The organism is Phytomonospora endophytica, from assembly GCF_014202425.1.
Lineage (GTDB): Bacteria > Actinomycetota > Actinomycetes > Mycobacteriales > Micromonosporaceae > Phytomonospora > Phytomonospora endophytica.
On record NZ_JACHGT010000003.1, the window covers coordinates 437,542 to 454,498 of the forward strand.

A 16,957-nucleotide genomic window follows, 5' to 3' on the forward strand; every position below is an offset into this window, starting at 1 on the left:
TGACCTGGAGCGCGCTCCAGGTCCTAACGTGCGCCCCATGGAACAGCGCTATCTGGGCCGCAGCGGCCTGAAAGTCAGTGAACTGGCGATGGGCTCGGCCTTCTTCGGCGGCAAGGTCGCCGAAACCGACGCCCACGCCCTCCTTGACGCCTTCACCACCGACGGCGGAACCTTCGTCGACACCGCCGACGCCTACGGCGCCGGTGCCGCCGAGGAGGTCGTCGGGCGCTGGCTGAAAGGCCGCCGACGCGACGACCTCGTCATCGCCACCAAGGTCTACGGGCGCACCGGCGAGGCTCCCAACGACGCCGGCCTGGGCCGCAAGCACATCCTGTCGGCCGTCGAGGCGAGCCTCAAGCGCCTGAACACCGACCACATCGACGTCTACTACACCCACGTCTTCGACGACGCCACCCCGCTCGAAGAGACCCTCTCGGCCCTCGACGGCCTGGTCAAGTCCGGCAAGGTCCGCTACCTGGGCGCCTCGAACCTGTCGGGCTGGCAGCTGCAGAAGTCCGTCGACCTCGCCGACCGCCACGGCCTGGAGCGCTACGTCGCCCTCCAGCCGCTCTACAACCTCCTCGACCGCGAGACCGAGTGGGAGCTGGTCGAGGTCGCGCGCAACGAGGGCATCGGCGTGGTCCCCTGGGCTCCCCTGCGCGAAGGCTGGCTGACCGGCCGCTACCAGCGCGGCGACGGTCCCGCCGACGGAACCCGCCTGGCCGAGAACGCCGGGGCCTGGGACGACTACGCCAACGAGCACACCTGGTCGGTCCTCGACGTCCTCGGCGAGGTCGCCGAAGAGGCCGGGCGCACCATCGCGCAGGTCGCGCTGCGCTGGCTGATCCAGGCCGACACCGTCACCGCGCCCATCATCGGACCCAGCTCCATGACGCAGTACCGCGACTGCGCCGGAGCCGCCGGGTGGGAACTGTCGCCCGAACAGTTCACGCGCCTGTCGCAGGCCAGCGACAAACCGAAGATCTACCCCTACAACGTCCTGGCCGCCAACCGCCGCCGCTGACCACACCGCAAGGCCCCGGCCGCTCCACGCGACCGGGGCCTTGTGACGGGGTTCACGCGTCGGGAGCGAGGAACTCCAGGCGGTTGCCGTGCGGGTCACTGGTGTGGAACCGCCGCCGCCCGACGATCGACTCGTTGTCCCAGGTCACCGGATAACCGGCGGTCTCAAGCCGCGCGGCCAGCTCGTCGAGACCGGGCCACAGCAGACCCGGGTGGGCCTTGCGGGCCGGCGCGAAGTCGGCTTCGACGCCCAGGTGGATCTCGATCCCGCCGTCACCGGGCCCGCGAAACCAGCAGCCCCCGCGCGCGGCCAGGACCGGCGGCTTGACCAGCTCGGTCATCCCCAGCAGGCCGGTGAAGAAGGCCCGCGAGGCGTCCTCGGCGCCCGCCGGGCACGCGAGCTGAACATGGTCGATGCGGTAAGAACTCATGGTGTCTCCATCCGTGCGGCGTACAACACCGAGACCATAGCAAGACGAACGTACGGTTTGTAGTAGGGTGGAGGCGAACCAACCCTTACCGCACCCCCGCACCACCCCCTACGGCAAACTTGACCACGATCACCAAACAACCATTCGAGGGAGTACCAGTGGCCAGCCTCGACAGCTTCGGCGCCAAAACCCAGCTCCACGTCGGCGACCAGGCGTTCGAAATCTTCAACCTGTCCGCCGTCGACGGACACCAGAAACTCCCCTACAGCCTCAAGATCCTGCTGGAAAACCTCCTGCGCACCGAAGACGGCGCCAACATCACCGCCGACCACATCAGCGCACTCGCCTCCTGGGACCCCAAGGCCGCCCCGAGCGTCGAGATCCAGTTCACGCCCGGCCGCGTGATCATGCAGGACTTCACCGGCGTCCCCTGCGTCGTCGACCTGGCCACGATGCGCGAAGCCGTCCGCGACCTCGGCGGCGACCCCGACCGCATCAACCCCCTCGCCCCCGCCGAACTCGTCATCGACCACTCGGTCATCGTCGACTACTTCGGCCGCGCCGACGCCTTCGAACGCAACGTCATCCGCGAATACGAACGCAACCGCGAGCGCTACCAGTTCCTGCGCTGGGGCCAGACCGCCTTCGACGAGTTCAAGGTCGTGCCCCCCGGCACCGGCATCGTCCACCAGGTCAACATCGAGCACCTCGCGCGCGTCGTCATGACCCGCAGCGACGAGAACGGCTCAGTCGTCGCCTACCCCGACACCTGCGTCGGCACCGACTCCCACACCACCATGGAAAACGGCATCGGCGTCCTCGGCTGGGGCGTCGGCGGCATCGAGGCCGAGGCGGCCATGCTCGGCCAGCCCATCTCCATGCTCATCCCCCGCGTCCTGGGCTTCAAGCTCACCGGGGCCCTCCCGCCCGGCGCCACCGCCACCGACCTGGTCCTCACCATCACCGAGATGCTCCGCGACCACGGCGTCGTCGGCAAGTTCGTCGAGTTCTACGGCGAAGGCGTCACCTCGGTGCCCCTGGCCAACCGCGCCACCATCGGCAACATGAGCCCCGAATTCGGCTCCACCTGCGCCATCTTCCCCATCGACGACGAGACCGTCTCCTACCTGCGCCTCACCGGCCGCAGCGACGAGCAGATCGCCCTCGTCGAGGCCTACGCCAAGGCCCAGGGCCTGTGGCACGACCCGTCCGTCGAGCCCTCCTACAGCGAATACCTGGAACTCGACCTGTCCACGGTCGTCCCCTCCATCGCCGGCCCCAAGCGCCCCCAGGACCGCATCTCCCTGTCGGCGTCCAAGCCCACCTGGCGCCACGACGTCGGCAACTACGTCTCCGACGGTGAGGAGACCGGCAAGGAAAGCTTCCCCGCCTCCGACGCCCCCGCGGTCACCGCCAACGGCAACCGCCCTCACCGCCCCACCCCGGTCACCCTCGAAGACGGCACCGCCTTCGAACTCGACCACGGCGCCGTCGTCATCGCCGCCATCACCTCCTGCACCAACACCTCCAACCCCTACGTCATGATCGGCGCGGCCCTCCTGGCCAAGAACGCCGTCGACAAGGGACTGGCCCGCAAGCCCTGGGTCAAGACCTCCCTGGCCCCCGGCTCCCAGGTCGTCACCGGCTACCTTGAGCGCGCCGGCCTGGCCCCCTACCTCGACAAGCTCGGCTTCAACCTCGTCGGCTACGGCTGCACCACCTGCATCGGCAACTCCGGGCCCCTGCCCACCGAGATCTCGGCCGCCATCGCCGACGCCGACCTCGCCGTCACCTCCGTCCTGTCGGGCAACCGCAACTTCGAAGGCCGCATCAACCCCGACGTCAAGATGAACTACCTCGCCTCACCGCCCCTGGTCGTCGCCTACGCCCTCGCCGGGTCCATGGACTTCGACCTCGACAACGAGGCACTGGGCACCGACACCGACGGCAAGCCGGTCTACCTCGCCGACATCTGGCCCTCCCACGACGAGATCTCCACGATCGTCAACTCCTCGATCGGCCGCGAGATGTTCCTCTCCGACTACGCCGGCGTCTTCGACGGCGACGAGCGCTGGACCTCGCTGCCCATCCCCACCGGCGCCACCTTCGAGTGGGACACCGACTCCACCTACGTGCGCAAAGCCCCCTACTTCGACGGGATGCCCGCACAACCCGAAGCCGTCACCGACGTCACCGGCGCCCGCGTCCTGGCCAAACTCGGCGACTCCGTCACCACCGACCACATCTCCCCGGCCGGATCCATCAAAGCCGACTCGCCCGCCGGCAAGTACCTCACCGAGCACGGCGTGTCCCCCGGCGACTTCAACTCCTACGGCTCACGCCGCGGAAACCACGAGGTCATGATCCGCGGCACCTTCGCCAACATCCGCCTGCGCAACCAGATCGCGCCGGGCACCGAAGGCGGCTTCACCCGCGACTTCACCGTCGAGGGCGGACCGGTCACCACCATCTACGACGCCGCCCAGAACTACGCCGCCGGCGACACGCCGCTGGTCGTCCTGGCCGGCAAGGAATACGGCTCGGGCTCCTCGCGCGACTGGGCCGCCAAGGGCACCTCCCTGCTGGGCGTGCGCGCCGTCATCGCCGAGTCCTACGAGCGCATCCACCGCTCGAACCTCATCGGCATGGGCGTCCTCCCGCTCCAGTTCCCCGAAGGCGCCACCGCGACCTCCCTGGGCCTGACCGGTGAGGAGACCTTCGACATCACCGGAGTCACCGACCTCAACGACGGCGGCATCCCCGCCACCGTCAAGGTCAGCGCCGGCGACGTCACCTTCGACGCCGTCGTCCGCATCGACACCCCCGGCGAGGCCGACTACTACCGCCACGGCGGGATCCTCCAGTACGTCCTGCGGTCCCTGATCGCGAAGTAACACCCGACGACGAAGAAAAAGGGGGCGGCGCCGACGCGCCGCCCCCTTTCCCATGCCCACTACCCGTGATTGAGGACCTGCCCCAGCGACTCCCCCGCCACCGCACCCATCGACGGATCCAGCAGCAACCCCCGCAGCACCCGCAAAGCCCGCTCCCGGTCGATACCACGCGGCGCCAGCTGACCCAGCGCCAGCGCACCGACCCGCCGGATCTCGGCATCGGTCGACACCAGCATCTCGTGCGCCAGACCTTCCAGATCCCGCACCGGCTCACCGGCCGCCACCGCCGCCGACATCGCCTGCGCGACCCTCCCGCGCGTCACCGCCAACCGCACCAGCGCCGAACGCACCCCCGCCGCCGTCCCCGGCGGCGGATCCCCCAACGGCCAGCCGCTGCCACCGGGTCCGCTCACCGCACGGCCTTGACTATCCGGTCAACACCCTCAGCCAGGATCGCAGGCGACGTCGCCAGATTCAGCCGCGCGAAACCCGCCCCCTCGGCACCGAAATCCAGCCCCGGAACCAACGCCACCCGCCCCTTCTCCCGCAGCACCTCCGCCGGATCATCACCCAGACCCAGCGCCCGAAAGTCCAGCCACGCCAAATACGTCGCCCTCGGCGGGAAGTACGCCACCTCCGGAAGCCGCCGCGCCAACTCCGCCCCCAGCCACGCCGCGTTCACCGCGATCGCCGCCCGCAGACCGTCCAGCCACTCCTCCCCCTCCTCGAAAGCCGCCGTCCCACCCAGCACACCCAAGTGCCCGACATGCTCCTCCAGATCCCGCGCCGAGGCGGGCCGCGCACAAGCCGCACCCGAAACCAGCAACGCCGCCTTCAAACCCGCCAGGTTCCACGCCTTCGACGCCGACACCGCCGTATACGCCAACGCCGAAGCCTCGGTGTCCAGCGACGCGAACGGCACATGCCCCACACCCGGCATCGTCAACGGCGCGTGAATCTCATCGGCCACCACCCGCACCCCGTACCTCTCCGCCAGCCCCGCCACCGCCAGCAGCTCCGCACGGCTGTAGGCCAGACCACAGGGATTATGCGGATTACACAACAGATACGCCTTCGCCCCCGACGCGAAATCCGCTTCGAGACGATCCAGATCCAGCGCGAAACCCTCCGCCGACACCTTCAGCGGACTCGACACCAGCCGCCGCCCCGACAACTCCAGATTCCGGAAGAACGGCGGATACGCCGGCGTCGACACCACCACCGCGTCCCCCGGCCCGCACACCTCGTCCAAGGCCGCCATCAACCCCACCATCACATCGGCCACCAGAACCGGCTCCGACGGCACCACCCACCCGTACCGGCGCTCGGCGAAAGCGGTGAACGCCGCCGGGAAGCGACCCGGATGCGGATAACCGGTGTCACCCCGCTCGACCGCGGCGGTCAGCGCCGCCGCCACCGGCGGTGCCAGCGCCGAGTCCATCTCGGCGACGAACAAGGGCAGCACGTCCGGCTCGTACATGCGCCACTTCACGCTCTGCCGGGAACGCAGTTCGGACAGGGAGACATCACTGAGGGGATCGGTCACCAGCCCATCCTGCCAGGACATCGAAACATCGAAAAGGATCACCGGGCGCCCGCCGAAGCGGGCACCCGGTGATCGCGGGAAGGGAGAAAAGTCAGCCCGAGACCACCCGGACGTTGTCCACCGCGCCCTCGACGAGACTGCCCGTCGAAGCGTCGGTCACCGCCACCGTGATCCGGATCGTCGTACCGGCGAACTCATTGATGCTCACCGCCGACAACGACGCCCACGCACCCGCGCGGTTCGTCGCCGCACCGGCCACCGTCAACACCGTCTTCGTCGCCACACCGGTCGCGCTGATCGTCACCGTCAGCCCGTCGGCCGAACTTGAGTTGTTCAAGTGCGCCAGGTAGTACGACAGCGACACCGTCGCCGGCTTACCCGCCGGAACCACGATCGCCGGCGACGTGATCGACGTACGACCACCGTCGACATCGTTCGCACCCGCATCGGCACCGGCCGTCGCACCCGTCACCAGACACTGCGTCTCACTCGCGCAGTCCGCGCGCTGCAAGGTCGTACCCGAGTAACTCGTCGCCGCCGGGTCACCACGCTCGAACAGACCCAAGGTCGCCGTATCGGTACCCGCGTAGTTCCGCGTCCAGCTCTTGTTCGTGGTGAAGTCGTCCTCGAACACCACCGTCGGACCCGTACCGTCGGTCACCGTCAGCGCGTAGGTCTTCGACTTCGTACCCGTCACACCAACACCGGTCACCGTCACCGTGTACACCCGCTGCGGCGTCGCCGCGGTGGTCGTCACCGTCAACGTCGCCGAAGCACCCGACGTCACCGACGAAGGCGACACCGACGCCGTCACCGTCGCGTCCACCGGGGAAACCGACGCGCTCAGGTTCACGTTCTGCGCCGCACCCGACAACGTCGTCGTCGACACCGTCGCCGTCGCCGTCCCACCGGGAGCCACACTCCCGCTCGCCGGGGTGACGCCCAGGTCCCAGTCGCGGGTCGGGGTCTTGTTGCACACCGGGTCGGTCGTGCCGGGCACGCTCACACCGTTGAACGCGGCCTTGGCCACGTCGTACTCGGTGCAGGTCGCGAAGACCGGCGAGGTCGCCGCGAAGTTCAGCGCCGCACGACGCGCCTGCGCGTAGGTCCACGACGAGTTCTTCCCGTTCAGCGCGCCCATCCAGATCCGGCCGGCGTCATCGACGCCGATACCGCTCGGGATCGTGGTGCCGTTGCACGTCGTGCTGCCCGGCTTGCCCGCGCCACCGGCGGTCGTGCCCTCGGCGGTGAGGTAGAACCAGTGGTTGATCGGACCGGCCGCCGCGTGCACCTCGGTGCTCGGAATCGACGTCGACCAGCAGTTCGGGTCGCCTTCGGCACCCGGGTTGGGCATGTTGCGGATCGGCGTGCCGGGAGACAGCAGACCGCCCTCCTCACCGACCAGGTAGTCCGGCGGGTCGTTCGGCTCGGCGTTGGGCTGGTTGTCCCACCACTCGGTCAGCGCGCCGAAGATGTCCCCGGTGCCCTCGTTGAGACCACCGGTCTCGTTACCGCCGCTGGAACCGCCCGGCGTCGTCTGGAAGATCCCGTGTCCGAGCTCGTGCGCCACGATGTCGAGCGGCGTCAGCTGGCGCTGGTTGTCCTGGGAGTGCCCGAACGTGGCCGAGCTGCCGTTCCAGAACGCGTTGACCTGGTTGAGGCCCACGTACATCGGGTAGCCCGAGCCGGAACCGTTGATGCCGTTGCGGCCAAGCCAGCCCGAGAGCATGTCCCACTCCTGGCCGAGCGCGTACATCGCGTCGACGCAGGCCGTCACCAGGTTCGTGCCGGTGCTGTTGCCCCACACGTCGTCGGCGTCGGTGTAGGGCTGACCACCCTGCTGCGCGCACGAGACACCCGGACGGGCCGGGTCGCGCATCACATAGGAGCCACCCGAAGAGGTCGTCCCGAAAGGCACCTGGCCACCGCGGCCGTTGTAGTACGTGTTGCCCGTCCCGGCCATCGCCAGGTCATAGGAGGCCAGCTTCGCCCCGGAGTCGGCGTCGGCGTAGACGAAGCGCAGGATCGGCGCGCCCTCGTCGTCGGTGCCCGACACGACGCTCTCCCAGGCCAGCGCGGGCCGCTCACCGTGGGCGAAGACGACCAGGCGGGCTTTGGCGTCGGCGCCTTTGGCGGTGCCTTCGCGGGCCGAGAGCTTCGCGTCGGTGTCGACCTTGAGGGTCGAGGTCTGCGCGACGGAGGTGTACTCCACGGTGCCGACGTCGTTGGTCACGACCACGAAGTCGCCGCCGACCACGGGGATGCCGGCGTGACTGCGGCCGTAGGAGATGAAGTTGAGGCCGAGGGAGTGTTCGGCCTTGACTCGGGTGAAGGTGTCGGCCGGACTGACGAACAGTTCGGCGGCACGGGAGTTGACGTAGGCGTCGGCGGAGTGGGCCGCGACGGCCAGCACGTCGGCTTGCGAGGAGGGGAGAACCGGGTTCGGGTCGGCGTGGGCGGTGCCCGAGGTTAAGGCGACCCCGGCGCACAATCCGAGCGCGGCGGTCGCCACGAGCAGGCGTCTCATATTGGACCGTCTCCTTCATTGGAGTGCCGACCCGGACAGCGGGCCGGTAACACCGCAATGTGTCGGAAAGGCACCAATGTGTCAATGATCGACAGCGGTACGTGAGTCAGCGAATACCGAACGTTCGTTAAGTCCATGGTCACGGCAGTGTTACCGCAGCTCACGCGCGTGATCCCAGATCGCTGCCGGGAACGATTGTCATACCGCCGCTCGGGCGGCGGCGGCCTGGGCCGACTCGTTACCCGCCGGTAGGATTGCGGTCGTGACCGAAGCCCAGGCCTACGTCCAGGACTACATCCCCCACGAGGGGCAGCGTCTCGGCGTCCACCGCCACCCCTCCCCCGGCGAGGGCCCGGCCGTGCTGGTCCTGCCCGCGATGGGCGTCCCGGCCGGCTACTACCGCCGCTTCGCCGCCGATCTCACCGAGCAGGGCCTCAACGTCGCCGTCGCCGACCTGCGCGGTACCGGTTCCAGCACCCCGCGGGCGTCCCGCGACCAGCGCTACGGCTACGCCGAACTCGTCTCCGACGTGCCCGTCGTGATCGACCACCTGGTCGATCACGGTTTCCTCGGCCCCGACGGTCAGCGCCCGCTGATGCTGCTCGGGCACAGCCTCGGCGGTCACGTCGCGAGCCTGTATCTGGCCGGTGCGCCGGAGTCGCCGGTCCGGGGGCTGACACTGGTGGCGTGCGGGATCCCCTACCACGCGCTGTACGGGTGGCGCGGGCCGATGGTGCACACGATGGCCACGACGCTGCGGACCACCGCGAAGGTCCTGGGCCACTGGCCGGGCGCGGGTTTCGCCGGCCGCCAGACGCACGGCGTGATCCGCGACTGGGCCCACACCGTGCACAAGGGGCGGTTCGTGTCCGTCGACGGGCGTGATCCCGACCTGGGGCTGGCCGGTGTCCGGGTGCCGGTGCAGGCGATCACCGTCGACGACGACCAGTTCACGCCGCCGGTGACGATCGACCACCTGGTCGCGAAGTTCACCGGGACGAACGTCGCGGCGCATCACTACACCACCGGCGAGGCCGGTGCGCGACTCGACCACTTCCTGTGGGCCCGCGCGGCCGCCCCCCTGGCCGCACGCGTGGCCAAGTTCGCCGCCGCCCTGTAAAAGCAAACGACGGCCCGCGTGGGGCCGTCCCTCGCCGCGACACGGCTCCGGTCTCCCCCTCTGGCAAGATCAACTCGCCGGGACGCCTTTTTGTGGCTGGTCTTTGCTTTCGTCGTGTCGGTTTCCGCGCCGATGTGGACATAATCTAGGGTTATCATCCGAACCTGAGTAGATGGTTTGGGGCGACCGTGAGCCGCCCCAAAAATCAGGTTCGAATCCCGCCCTACATGGGTGCCTTCGTCACGTTCCGGCCACCGAGATCTCCCGGGCGGTCGACGAGCATCGTGTGCTCCGCGCGGGTCTCGGACAGTCGCTGCGGGTCGAGGTCGGCGACGGCGAGACCTTCGGTGTCCTCATCGACGTGGGCCAGGACCTGCCCTTCCGGGTCGTAGATCGCGCTGCCTCCCCCGAAACGCCACGGGTCTTCCCCACCGACCGCGCCGGCGAAGACGGTGTAGAAGGTGTTGTCCAGCGCGCGGGCCGCGTGGTACAGGTCGCGCCGGTGTCCCCCGCCGGCCAGGTAGGCGCCGCCCACGACGTAGGCGTGCGCCCCGTCGACGGCCGCCGCGCGGGCGTGCTCGGGGAAGCAGGCGTCGTAACAGATCCCGAGCCCGAGGTGCCAGTCGCCGAGCAGGACCGAACCACCGTCGGTGCCGGCGGTGAACAGCCGTCGCTCCTCGTCCCACACCTGCTGCTTGTGGTAGGCGTCGTGGACCAGGCCGTACTTGTCGACCAGCAGCTGCGAGATGTGGCGTTTCCCGGCTCGCCGCACGCTGGCACCGATGAGGACGCTGACGTGGTGATGCTGGACGATCTGCCGCAAGGGGTCGAGCCGCGGATCGGCGACCAGGCCCTCGCCGTCGGCCTCGACGTCGCAGCCATCGGGATCGGCGGCCAGGCTCTCGGGGTGATACCCGGGCAGGTACAACTCACCGAACACGACGAGGTCGGCGCCCTCGTTGTCGGCGCGGTCGACGAAGTCGGCGGCCTTGGCCACGTTCGCGACGAGGTCACCGGGAACCGACGCGGCCTGCGCCGCGGCCACCCGCAGGTCCGTCACCGGAGCTTGCGGAAGTCGCTCATCTGCAGTCATGAGCCGATGATGACACGGCCGGCCGGGACCTTCCTGAGACCGGCGCGGTCGAGGCGCCTACGGCCGCCCACTGATCTCCTGCACCGCCCACTCGTTGCCGTCGGGGTCGGCGAAGCTCACGAAACCCACGTTGTTCAGCTCGGTGTCCGACTCCTCCGCCGACCGGAAGCCCTCCGGGGCGGCGATCTGCACCGGACTGACGTCGACACCGCGTGCGGTGAGTTCGGCGTGCGCGGCGCGGATGTCGTTGACGACGAGCTGAACGCCCTTGATCGAACCGGGCTCCATCTCGGGCAGGCCCGGACCGGAACCGAACACCACCGAGCAGCCCGAACCGGGCGGGGTCACCTGCACGACGCGGCCGGCGTCGCCGAAGTGGGAGTCGTGGTCGAGGACGAAGCCGAGACGTTCGGTGTAGAACTCTTTCGCGCGGTCGATGTCGGACACGGGCAGGATGACGACTTCCAGGGTCCAGTTCACTGCGGTCCTTCCCGAAGGCGTGTACGGGCCGGCCCCCATTGTCACCCGGCGACGGCCTTCCCGACGGCCTCCGCCACGGTCCGGGCCGTCGCCGTCGGCGCGAACTCGGTGATCGTCCAGTCCCGCCCCAGGCTCAGCCACACGCTCGACAGACCCAGCGCGTGCGCTCCGGCGATGTCGGCGTCGTCGCGGTCGCCGATCACCCAGGCACCGTCGAGTGACGCGCCGACCAGGTCGGCGGCCGCGCGGAAGATCCCGGGCGCGGGCTTCTTGACACCGACGCCCTCGCTGACGACCCAGCCGTCGACGAGCGCGTCGAGCCCGGCGTTGCGGATCTTGGCCTCCTGCTGTCCGACCATCCCGTTGGTGACGATCACGACCCGGTGCCCGGCCCCGGCCGCCGCGATCAGCGCCGCCCGTGTCCCGGACGTGATCCGGGCGTGCTCGCGCGCCCCCTGGAACAACATTTCCAGGATCTCGTCACGCCCGAGTCCCGTCTCCCGGTACCGCGCCGCCACGGCGGCCGCGACCGTCGGACGCGGCGTATAGCCTGAGGCGTCGACCTCCATCACCCAGTCGACGTCGCCCACCGGCAGAGCGTGCGCCACCAGCAGTTCGCGCACACCCGTCCGGAAGGCCGCGTCCCGGTCGATGAGGGTGTTATCGAGGTCGATCAGCAGCAAGGTCACGCCGCGAGGCTGACAGACGGTGGGCAAGTCGTACGTACGGATTGCATCGGTGTCCACTTAGTGGAACGATCTACGACACGGGTCGACGGCGGGAGGGGAACGCAACTGTGCCGAGGGTGAGTCAAGACCATCTGGACGCCAGACGCCGCCAGATCCTGGCCGGCGCACGCACCTGCTTCGCCCGCTTCGGCTACGAAGGCGCCACCGTCCGCCGCCTCGAACAGGAGATCGGCCTGTCCCGCGGCGCCATCTTCCACCACTTCCGCGACAAGGACTCCCTCTTCCTCGCCGTCGCCGAAGACGACGCCGCCACCATGGTCGAGACCGTCGCCGACAACGGCCTCGTCCAGGTCATGCGCGACCTCGCCGAACGCGCCCACGAACCCGAGACCGCCGGCTGGCTCGGCAGCCAGCTCGAAGTCTCCCGCCGCCTGCGCACCGACCCGGAGTTCGCCGCCCGCTGGGAACAACGCTCGGCGGCCATCGCCGAGGCCACCCGGATGCGCCTCGAACGCCAGCGCGAGGCCGGGGTCCTGCGCGCCGACCGCCCCATCGAGGTCATCCAGCAGTTCCTCGAACTCGCCTACGACGGCCTCGTGCTGCATCTGGCGATGGGCCGCGACGCCAAGGACATCGAGCCGATCCTCGGTCTCATCGAGGAAGCGGTGCGCCGCCGGAGCTGACGGTTCACCCCCGCCGAGTCCATGATCGACACTACATTGTGGAACTGTGTCGCATAGATTGTGGAATGTCACCATACTGGTGCTCTTCGCCGTAACGTGTGGCGCGTTCATCGCGCAGACCCCCTCCCCCGCCCACGCCGCCGCACCGAAACCCGGCCGCTACAAGTTCTCCTACGAACCCGCCGACCCGAAACTGCTCGGCGAACTCGACGAGAAGCTGCCCAACGCCTCGGTCGGCGGCGTCCTCGACGGCGCCAACCGCTCCGGCCGGGCCTGCGAAGCACCGGTGGAGCGCCGCGAAGTGTCCTTCTGCTGGAACGACGACGACGCGGCGACCCGCAAATGGATGCCACAGGGCATCACCACCAGCGCCGACGCCACCGCCGACGGCTCCTACCAGGGCCGCGAGGTCCTCATCACCTCCTGGTACGACACCGCCTCGGGCGGCGAAGAGGACAAGGGCGCGCGGATCACCTTCATCGACGTCGCCGACCCCGCCGCGCCCGTCTACCGCCACGTCATCCTCGCCGCTCCCACCCACGGTGACCACGGCGCGAGTTTCACCCCGATCCGCATCCACGCCGGAGGCCTTGCCTGGTACGGCGACCGTCTCTACGTCGCCGACACCTGGCGCGGGATCCGCGTGTTCGACCTCTCCCACATCTGGCGCGTCGACGGCGACTCCCCCGAACTCCTCGGCCTCCAGCCCGACGGGACCTACCAGGGCTACGGCTACGCCTACGTCCTCGGCCAGTCGGGACTGTTCCGCCACTCCACCGACGACGGTGAACCCGGCCTGCGCTTCTCGTTCCTGTCGGTGGACCGCACCGGCGGCCCGGACGCGCTGCTCGCCGGTGAGTTCGCCGAACCCGGCGACGGGACCCGCCTGGCGCGCATCCCCCTGGGCTCCGAGGGCATGCCCGCGCGCGGCGACGACGGTTTCGTCCGCTGCGAACAGATCCACGTCGTCGGGATCGGGAGCATGCAGGGCGTCGCCCACGTCGGCGACCGCTACCTCTTCGCCACCAGCGACGGCGACGGCAACGGCGGAGACCTCTCCTCCTGGACCCCGGGCGGCAAGACCGTCACCGAACACGACGTGTTCCCGCCCGGCCCCGAAGACCTCTCCTACTGGGGACCCGACAAACGGCTCTGGTCACTCAGCGAACATCCCGGACAGCGCTTCGTCTACGCGATCAGCGCCGGTTGAACCCCATTGGGCCGGTTGTATCGAATATGTGCCCCGCCCGGTTAACCTCCACAGTCACCCCACGAGCACACGGAGGTGCCCATGACCACCGCCTCTATCCCCCGCCGCGGCTTAGCCGCCCTGCTCACGATCGCCGCGACGGCACTCGCGTCGATCACCGCCCCGGTCCCGGCCTCGGCCGACCCGTCGATCTCCTCGGTACTGACGGCGAACAACTTCCGCTTCAGCCTGTCCCGCACCCCGGCCTCACTGATCTCCGGTCTCGACGCGGCCCTGCCGAACGTGTCGACGCAAACCGTCGTCGACTCCGGCAACCGCACCGCCACGGCCTGCAGCGCCCCGGCGCAACACCGGGTGGCGTCGTTCTGCTGGAACCCCGGCGACGCCGGAACCGCCGAATGGATGCCACAGGGCATCACCACCAGCGCCGACGCGCTGGGCGCCGGAACCTATGAGGACCGACGGGTACTGCTGGCCAGCTGGTACAGCACAGCCTCCACCGGCACCGACAAAGGCGTACGGATCACCGTCGTCGACCTCTCCGACCCGGTCACGCCCAACTACCGGCACATCCTCCTCGTCGAGCCCACGACGGTCGGCGGGCAACCGAGCTTCGCGCCCGTGCGGATCCACGCCGGCGGCATCGCCTGGTACGGCAACATGCTCTACGTCGCCGACACCTTCAACGGCCTGCGAGTCTTCGACCTCGACCACCTCTGGCAGGTGTCCACCGGCGACGAGTCGAAGATCGGCCGCCAGTCCGACGGCACCTACCACGCCTACAACTACGCCTACGTCCTCCCACAGACCGCCGCCTACACCCACAGCGCCACCGGCGGCTACGCCAAGCTGCGCTTCTCGGCGGTGTCCCTCGACCGGACGAGCACGCCCGACAGTCTCGTCATCGCCGAATACGCCAGCCCCGGCACGGGCACCCGCCTCGCACGGGTCCCCATCGACTACACCAACAGGCTGCTGGTCACCGGATCCGACGGCTACGCCCGCGCCAATGAGGCGCACCTGGTGAACTTCACGAGCATGCAGGGCGCCACCGCCGTCAACGGAACCTTCCACGTGTCGACCAGCGACGGCGAAGGCAACGCCGGCGACCGCATCAAATGGAAGCCCCCGGCCGGCACGGTCAACATCGCCTACGACACCCTCCCCATCGGTTGCGAGGACGTCTCCTACGACGGGCCACGCGACATGATGTGGTCGCTGAGCGAGTACCCCGGCAAGCGCTACGTCTGGGCGACCCGCGCATCGAGCCTGTGACGACCCGAACCTGACACGGACCGCGGCGGTGGACCACCACCGCCGCGGTCCGCTTCCTACAGCTCGACCGCCGAGGCACCCGGAGCGGCGACCGTGAGCGGATCGGGATCCTCCGGCCGCGCGGGGGAATCAGTGCGCGCGAACTGGGTGCGATACAGGTCGGCGTAGATCCCGCCGACGGCGACGAGCTCATCATGCGTCCCACGCTCGGCGACCTCGCCCCGGGCCAAAACGATGATCTGATCGGCATCACGGACCGTCGACAGGCGATGAGCGATGACCAGGGCCGTGCGACCGGCGAGGGCTTCGGCCAACGCGGTCTGCACCGCCGCCTCCGACTCCGAATCGAGATGGGCCGTGGCCTCGTCGAGGATCACCACACCCGGAGACCGCAACAACAACCGCGCGATCGCCAAACGCTGCTTCTCACCACCGGAGAAGCGATAGCCGCGCTCGCCGACGACGGTGTCGAGGCCGTCGGGGAGGCCGCGCACGAGGGGCGCGATCTGGGCGCGTTCGAGGGCCTCCCACAGGCGGTCGTCGGCGACGTCGTCGAGTCCGTAGGCCATGTTGGCGCGGATGGTGTCGTGGAAGAGGTGGGCGTCTTGGGTGACCACACCGATCTCGGCGCGCAGTGAGGCGGCGGTGGCGTGGCGGACGTCGACGCCGCCGACGAGGACGGCGCCTTCGGTGACGTCGTAGATGCGCGGGACGAGCATCGACGTGGTGGTCTTGCCCGCGCCGGAGGGGCCGACGAGGGCGACGAGCTGGCCGGGTTCGACGGTGAAGGTGACGCCGTTGAGGACGGGCTCGTTGCGGGACTGGTCGAGGGTGGCGACGTCCTCCAGGGAGGCCAGGGACACCTCCGACGCCGAGGGGTAGCGGAAGTGGACGTCACGGAACTCCACCCGCCCGGCACCGCGCGATACGTCGACGGCGTCGGGGGCGTCCTTGATGGGCGGGTCGAGGTCGAGGATCTCGAAAACGCGCTGGAAACTCACCAGGGCGCTCATCACGTCGACGCGGACGTTCGACAACGCCGTCAGCGGCCCGTAGAGGCGCGTGAGGAGCAGCGCGAGGGTCACCACGGTCCCGGCGGAGATGGCCTGGTTGAACGCGAGCCACCCGCCAAGTCCATAGGTGAGCGCCTGGGTGAGACCGGCGGTGACGGTCAAGGCGACGAAGAAGATCCGCGCGTACATCGCCGAGGTGACACCGATGTCGCGGACCCGCCCGGCGCGCGAGGCGAAGGCCTCGGCCTCCTTGGCGGGGCTCCCGAAGAGTTTGACCAGCAGTGCGCCTCCGACACCGAAGCGTTCGGTCATCTGGGCGTTCATGCCGGCGTTGAGGTCGAAGCTCTCCTTGGTCAAGGCGGCCAGTTTGCGCCCGAAGTAGCGCGCGGGGAACACGAACACCGGCAGCAGCACCAGGGAGATCAGCGTGATCTGCCAGCTCTGGCTGAACATGACCGCCAGCGTCAGCGACACCGCGATGGTGTTGCTGGCCACGCCCGACAGCGTCGTGGTGAAAGCCCGCTGCGCGCCGATGATGTCGTTGTTGAGCCGTGACACCAGCGCCCCGGTCTGGGTGCGGGTGAAGAACTGCAACGGCATGCGCTGAACATGGCCGAAGATCCCGCGACGCAGGTCGAAGATGATGCCCTCACCGATTCGCGCCGAGAACCACCTGTCCACCAGGGACAGTCCCCCGTCGATGACGGCGAGGATCGCGATGATCACCGCGATGCGCGCCACCGCCGAGGCCGACCCGCCACCGGTGATGGCGTTGATGACGTCACCGGCCAGCACGGGCGTGGCCACACCGATGCTCGACGACAGCACGACGGTCGCCAGGAAGATCGTGATCTTGCCGCGGTAGGGCGCGGCGAAACGCAGGATTCGCCGCATCGTCCCCTTGGAGAGCTTGACCCCGTCGACTTTGCTGCGGTCATGCCGCACCATCATCGGGAATCCGCGTCCGCCCATC

Annotated in this window: 14 protein-coding genes; 6 read left to right on the forward strand and 8 right to left on the reverse strand. The window is 69.2% G+C overall.

Translation table 11 applies throughout. From position 1 onward, the window contains the following. Positions 1-37: 37 nt before the first annotated feature. Positions 38-1,024, forward strand: coding sequence for an aldo/keto reductase (locus HNR73_RS08405; protein ID WP_184786723.1), 987 nt, complete (start codon positions 38-40; stop codon positions 1,022-1,024). Positions 1,025-1,076: 52 nt separating this feature from the next. On the opposite strand, the gene HNR73_RS08410 is transcribed toward HNR73_RS08405, so the two are convergent. Further along, entirely contained in the window at positions 1,077-1,454 is a 378-nt protein-coding gene (locus tag HNR73_RS08410) for a VOC family protein (protein WP_184786724.1), read from the reverse strand. Between the two features lie 158 nt (positions 1,455-1,612). Here HNR73_RS08410 and acnA point away from each other — a divergent pair, with 158 nt between their 5' ends. Next, a complete protein-coding gene (gene acnA / locus HNR73_RS08415; protein ID WP_203685801.1) occupies positions 1,613-4,348 on the forward strand; it encodes an aconitate hydratase AcnA in 2,736 nt (911 codons plus the stop codon). Between the two features lie 59 nt (positions 4,349-4,407). Here the strand turns inward: acnA and HNR73_RS08420 are convergent, their stop codons facing one another. The 3 genes from HNR73_RS08420 to HNR73_RS08430 all read right to left on the reverse strand — a co-directional run bounded on the left by HNR73_RS08420 (position 4,408) and on the right by HNR73_RS08430 (position 8,421). Then, positions 4,408-4,761: a hypothetical protein gene (locus tag HNR73_RS08420; protein ID WP_184786725.1), complete on the reverse strand. Its 354-nt coding sequence runs from the start codon at positions 4,759-4,761 to the stop codon at positions 4,408-4,410. Further along, entirely contained in the window at positions 4,758-5,828 is a 1,071-nt protein-coding gene (locus HNR73_RS08425) for a MalY/PatB family protein (RefSeq protein ID WP_239121971.1), read from the reverse strand. The genes HNR73_RS08420 and HNR73_RS08425 overlap by 4 nt, the downstream gene beginning before the upstream one ends. A gap of 157 nt (positions 5,829-5,985) precedes the next feature. Then, on the reverse strand, positions 5,986-8,421 hold the full coding sequence (locus tag HNR73_RS08430) for a M4 family metallopeptidase (RefSeq protein WP_184786727.1): 2,436 nt from the start codon (positions 8,419-8,421) through the stop codon (positions 5,986-5,988). A 262-nt stretch (positions 8,422-8,683) separates the two neighbouring features. On the opposite strand from HNR73_RS08430, the gene HNR73_RS08435 reads away from it, so the two are divergent. After that, positions 8,684-9,541 (forward strand): alpha/beta hydrolase family protein, encoded by an 858-nt coding sequence (locus tag HNR73_RS08435; protein WP_184786728.1) that lies wholly within the window; start codon positions 8,684-8,686, stop codon positions 9,539-9,541. Between the two features lie 223 nt (positions 9,542-9,764). Here HNR73_RS08435 and HNR73_RS08440 read toward each other — a convergent pair whose 3' ends face one another. The 3 genes from HNR73_RS08440 to HNR73_RS08450 are packed head-to-tail and all read right to left on the reverse strand — an operon-like array spanning position 9,765 to position 11,803. Then, the gene (locus HNR73_RS08440; protein ID WP_184786729.1) at positions 9,765-10,634 is read right to left on the reverse strand and encodes a carbon-nitrogen hydrolase family protein; all 870 of its coding nucleotides are present in this window, start codon (positions 10,632-10,634) and stop codon (positions 9,765-9,767) included. A gap of 57 nt (positions 10,635-10,691) precedes the next feature. Continuing rightward, a complete protein-coding gene (locus HNR73_RS08445) occupies positions 10,692-11,114 on the reverse strand; it encodes a VOC family protein (RefSeq protein WP_184786730.1) in 423 nt (140 codons plus the stop codon). Positions 11,115-11,155: 41 nt separating this feature from the next. Beyond that, the gene (locus tag HNR73_RS08450; protein ID WP_184786731.1) at positions 11,156-11,803 is read right to left on the reverse strand and encodes an HAD family hydrolase; all 648 of its coding nucleotides are present in this window, start codon (positions 11,801-11,803) and stop codon (positions 11,156-11,158) included. A 107-nt stretch (positions 11,804-11,910) separates the two neighbouring features. On the opposite strand from HNR73_RS08450, the gene HNR73_RS08455 reads away from it, so the two are divergent. The 3 genes from HNR73_RS08455 to HNR73_RS08465 all read left to right on the forward strand — a co-directional run bounded on the left by HNR73_RS08455 (position 11,911) and on the right by HNR73_RS08465 (position 14,971). Next, positions 11,911-12,486, forward strand: a complete 576-nt coding sequence (locus tag HNR73_RS08455; RefSeq protein WP_184786732.1) for a TetR/AcrR family transcriptional regulator — start codon at positions 11,911-11,913, stop codon at positions 12,484-12,486. A 79-nt stretch (positions 12,487-12,565) separates the two neighbouring features. Further along, positions 12,566-13,696: an LVIVD repeat-containing protein gene (locus HNR73_RS08460; protein WP_184786733.1), complete on the forward strand. Its 1,131-nt coding sequence runs from the start codon at positions 12,566-12,568 to the stop codon at positions 13,694-13,696. 81 nt (positions 13,697-13,777) lie between these two features. Continuing rightward, positions 13,778-14,971 (forward strand): hypothetical protein, encoded by a 1,194-nt coding sequence (locus tag HNR73_RS08465; RefSeq protein ID WP_203685799.1) that lies wholly within the window; start codon positions 13,778-13,780, stop codon positions 14,969-14,971. Between the two features lie 56 nt (positions 14,972-15,027). Here HNR73_RS08465 and HNR73_RS08470 read toward each other — a convergent pair whose 3' ends face one another. Further along, a complete protein-coding gene (locus HNR73_RS08470) occupies positions 15,028-16,932 on the reverse strand; it encodes an ABC transporter ATP-binding protein (RefSeq protein ID WP_184786933.1) in 1,905 nt (634 codons plus the stop codon). Between the last annotated feature and the right edge of the window lie 25 nt (positions 16,933-16,957).

Coding starts and splice junctions, on each gene's coding strand:
- HNR73_RS08440 (WP_184786729.1), bottom strand. CDS start 10,634: ATGACTGCAGATGAGCGACTTCCGCAAGCTCCGGTGACGGACCTGCGG.
- HNR73_RS08410 (WP_184786724.1), bottom strand. CDS start 1,454: ATGAGTTCTTACCGCATCGACCATGTTCAGCTCGCGTGCCCGGCGGGC.
- HNR73_RS08465 (WP_203685799.1), top strand. CDS start 13,778: ATGACCACCGCCTCTATCCCCCGCCGCGGCTTAGCCGCCCTGCTCACG.
- HNR73_RS08470 (WP_184786933.1), bottom strand. CDS start 16,932: ATGGTGCGGCATGACCGCAGCAAAGTCGACGGGGTCAAGCTCTCCAAG.
- HNR73_RS08405 (WP_184786723.1), top strand. CDS start 38: ATGGAACAGCGCTATCTGGGCCGCAGCGGCCTGAAAGTCAGTGAACTG.
- HNR73_RS08430 (WP_184786727.1), bottom strand. CDS start 8,421: ATGAGACGCCTGCTCGTGGCGACCGCCGCGCTCGGATTGTGCGCCGGG.
- HNR73_RS08425 (WP_239121971.1), bottom strand. CDS start 5,828: ATGTACGAGCCGGACGTGCTGCCCTTGTTCGTCGCCGAGATGGACTCG.